This is a genomic window from Kribbella catacumbae DSM 19601, from assembly GCF_000372465.1.
Lineage (GTDB): Bacteria > Actinomycetota > Actinomycetes > Propionibacteriales > Kribbellaceae > Kribbella > Kribbella catacumbae.
The window spans coordinates 1-3,878 of the sequence record NZ_AQUZ01000116.1; the positions used below are offsets into that span (position 1 = coordinate 1).

At 65.8% G+C, this 3,878-nt stretch carries 2 protein-coding genes and 2 pseudogenes; 1 reads left to right on the top strand and 3 read right to left on the bottom strand.

What is annotated here, in order from left to right:
• Positions 1 to 41: 41 nt before the first annotated feature.
• The gene (locus tag A3ES_RS0145175; protein WP_020393428.1) at positions 42 to 911 is read right to left on the bottom strand and encodes a hypothetical protein; all 870 of its coding nucleotides are present in this window, start codon (positions 909 to 911) and stop codon (positions 42 to 44) included.
• Positions 912 to 1,194: 283 nt separating this feature from the next.
• Positions 1,195 to 1,713: pseudogene (locus A3ES_RS50735) on the bottom strand (Tn3 family transposase); the annotation flags it as partial.
• Between the two features lie 97 nt (positions 1,714 to 1,810).
• Here A3ES_RS50735 and A3ES_RS57430 point away from each other — a divergent pair.
• Positions 1,811 to 2,101, top strand: a pseudogene (locus tag A3ES_RS57430) (site-specific integrase); the annotation flags it as partial.
• A gap of 233 nt (positions 2,102 to 2,334) precedes the next feature.
• Here A3ES_RS57430 and A3ES_RS55875 read toward each other — a convergent pair.
• Complete coding sequence (locus A3ES_RS55875; RefSeq protein ID WP_026163808.1) at positions 2,335 to 3,774, bottom strand: DUF4158 domain-containing protein; 1,440 nt, start codon at positions 3,772 to 3,774, stop codon at positions 2,335 to 2,337.
• Positions 3,775 to 3,878 lie beyond the last annotated feature (104 nt).

The window sequence follows — 3,878 nt, forward strand, 5'->3', positions numbered from 1 at the left end:
CCCGACACCACCGACCACACAGAAACTGTCGGTGCCGTCGCCTAGAGTTCACCGTGGATCGTCACCCAAGTTCCACACAACTCGGGACATGCTCCGCCGCCGCTCATCACGACCTCGTCGTCTGTCTGGAGGAACACGATTCCCTTGACTGTTCGCGAAGCCGTGGTATTCCATGGCCCAGTCCAGATTCGGGCGGCATTGGACGTTTCGACAATTTGGAAGTCGAGGTTGTGGTTCCAGTGCTCGGGTTTCACGTATCCCATGACCGTGCCGGTGTCGTACGCCACCCACGTCCCCAGCCCACAGTGGGATGCCATGCTCATGTAGAAATGCTCGTCACCGGCGGTGAGAGCGACGCCATTCGAGCATCTGCTACCAGATACGCCCCTGGCGCGGATCAGACCGCCACCGAACCAAGGCGCACGGTCCCCAGCGCGATGGGGGTCCACGGTGGCGCCCAGTGGCATGTTGAACGTTTTCGGGGCCTGTTCGGCGGCGCCGCCTAGCGACCCCGGGTCCTCAGTCCAGGAGGACACTATCTGGACCGTGCTTCGCGCCTTCAAGTTTGCTAACGCAGTCGGCGGCGCCTTGGAACTCAGCCACACCACAACACCGGAGTAGTCCGGGCTCTCCCCGGCCGAGGTCACCACTCCTGGATTGTCGGTCACCAGCGATTTGGCGACGGCGGCCAATTCGTCGCTGGAGTAGGCGGCCACCCGGAATGTCACTGGTACCGGCTGGCTGGCCGCCAGGGCCTGCAAACCAGGTGGCGCAATCCCTTTCCAAGAGACAGTGACACTCTTGCGGTCATCGGCGATCTTGGCGCCGCCCGCGTTGGGATTCGGGTTCTTGGCGATCCAATCGCCCACCGCCCGAAGCGCTGTGAGTTCTGGCGTCGGCACCAGTTCCACCGGGACCGGACCTTCAGGGTCGCGCGGGTCGCCACCCCGCGGGATTGGCGCCGCCGCATTAGCGGTCGACACGCAGACAAGAACTGCAGCAGCCGTCGCAACAACCAACGCTGCACTACCTATCCTGGCTCTGGGCATCCGCCCGCCCCCAGCCCTAACGGTCCACGCTGTCTACCTAGCGTACGGCAGGTTGTGGAAGTTGGATTAGACACGACCTTCCCTCCTCGACCGCAGCCGTCCAAGGGGCTATTCGGTTGGCGCAAGTGTTCGAGCTCGCCCGGCGCTACACCACCTGGCAGCCACGAGCCTGGGCGTCAGCTCGTCGCGAGGCTGAGGCGGCGCTGCATGTTGAGCCGGACCTCGCCGTAGGGGCAACGTGGGTCCAGAACAGCGGAGTGAGGCCGCGGTGGTCGACGTCGGTCAACTTGTCGGCCCACTCGGCGTCGGCCAGGACGTCTTGCACCATCAGCGTGTTCACGTACACCAGCGCGGACTGCAGCACCCGTAGGCACAGCACGGACAGCTCTTGTTCATCGCGCCGGTTGGAGGCCAGGTCGCCGCCTTTGCCGAAGAAGATGACCTGGTTGCCGCCGTTCCACGCCTCGACCACGTTCAGGCCCTCGTTGATCTCGCGCTGCAGGTCCCGGTCGCGCAGGTACCGGGCGACGAACAGGGTCTTCTGGGCGCGGCCGAGCTCGATCATCGCCTGATAGGTCGGATGGATCGCGTTGGCCTTGGTGAACCGCCGCAGAATCGCCTCGGTCGAGGCGGTGCCAGACCGGATCGCGGTGGCGTACCTGATACCTATTGACCGGACTAACTCCGGGTTCCCCGGCGTGTCCCGGGCGGTGGGGTGACGTTCTCGGTACGAATGCAGCCCTTGACTGAAGGAGGGCTGCATGGTGTTGGACGAGGAGGATCCTCGGGCGATCGAGCACATCCGGTTGCCGACGTGGGGTCGAGTTGTCGCCGCTGAAGGCGTGGTGCCGTGGCGGATCGAGGGCGACCCGGGCGGGCTGATCGAGCCCGTTGACGTTTTCCTGCGGGACTTCGTCGCGCGTGGCCGCTCGGCGGCATCGGTGCGGAGCTACGCGTTGGCGCTGTTGCGGTGGTGGCGGTTCCTACTCGCCGTGGATGTGGCGTGGGATGAGGCGACGTCGGCCGAGGTACGCGACTTCGTGCTGTGGCTGGGCCAGGCCAGCAAGCCGATCGCAGGCTCCCGCAAGGCCTCGGCGACCTCGGCGGGGCAGATCAACCCTGTCACCCGGAAGCGGCATCAAGGGGACGAGTACACGCCGGCCACGATCCGACACAGCAACGCGGTGCTGCGTAGCTTCTATGAGTTCTGGATCGAGCGGGGTCACCGTCCCTTGGTGAACCCCGTGGTCCGGGAACGGCCGCGCGTACGACGGCCGCATGCGCATCACAACCCGCTTGAGCCGTTCGTCAGGAGGGCCGGTTGCGTTACAACCCGCGGCCGCCGAAGCGACATCCGCGGGCGATGCCCGACGATCGCCGACCGCACCACCTTGGTGCGGCCCCTGCTGTCGGTACGGCGGACCAAATCGGCCCAGTCGCCCAGCACCCCTTTGTGGTCCGGGACGTGTTCGCCGGCCGGATAGAACGTGACCCGGCCGTCCTTATGCCGGGCCACCAGCTCGAGTGCGTCCAGCACCGGCCGGTGCATCGCGTTCGACGACCGGAACTCCAGCACATCGAGCAGCTCGATCAGGCCGCGCCGGTAGTGGTTGGTGTAGGAGGCCTTCAGCGTGGTCTGCACCGTACGGCGATACACCGGGCCTTTCGTCTTGTACTCGTGGACCAGCTCCCGCAGCGTCTGCTCGCCACCGGTCACCGCCGGGAACACCACTGACCGCACCGGGTCGTCCGACGCGTCAAGCGCCGCCTCGGCGATCGCGAACAGAATGTTCTCCTTGCCCGTCACCTTCTTGAAGGCGTTCACCAACTCCTTGGTGACCCGCTTATCCGCACTGGCGTTGATCCGGTGCACCGTGGAAATCAGCAAATCGACCAGGATGTCGGTGACCTCGCGTTCCCGCGCGTGCAGGAGCGCAGCGAGCAGCGTCAGCCGCAGCTCGACCGGATGGTCGAGCAGGTGCGACGGAGACTCCACCGCCGCCCGGGAACGCCACCCGGCCAGCACCTTCGGCGCCACATCGCTGAACAAGCCGGACGGGAGCCCGATCGCGCGGACCGCGCGCAGCTTCTTGATCTCGGTCAGCATCGATTCCAGGCTCACGTTGCCCGGATCCGACTTCACCAACGCCAGCACCGATTCGTCCTCATCGCCCTCATCGCCGACTCCTGAGACCAGAGCTTCTAGCCGGGCGGCTGTCGACGCCGGCAATCTGGCCGCGATCCGACACGTCACAGCCACCTCGGCCTGACGCAGAGCCGACCGGACGACCCGGTCGACGCGGCCAATCGTCGGTGGCTCAATCCGCTCCGCACGGCAGCGGACCAGCAGCTGCTCGCGCACCCGATCGTGCTGGCGCTCCACCTCGCACACCTCAGCCGCTAGCCACGAAGCCAACTTGTCAGCATCCTCGACCGAGCACTCCCGAAAGCCCAGATGACGCCTGACCTGGCTGCGATGAAACTCCACCGTACGTCCTGACCATTCGTACAAACCAAGCTCGGAAGGCAGCACGCCGACCTGCCGTGCCACAAAGGCGACGACGTCGTCGGGCAGCTCAGCGCGGCCACGAGGAAACCGCCCATGCCGCCCGTAAAACTTCAACAAAAGCGCGAAGCCAAGCCTCGTCGCACCGCGTTTACCAGCGACCAGCTCCTGCTCGTCGGCCAGCAGCGTCCAGCACTCAACCAGCTCAACAATCTCCACCGACCCGATCCACAGGCTGCATACTCCCGGCTGGCCAGGGTCAGCCGACCTGCCCACAGCCGACCAGCTCGTTTGCGGCTGGGTTGGGTCGGACCGGGGCGCCC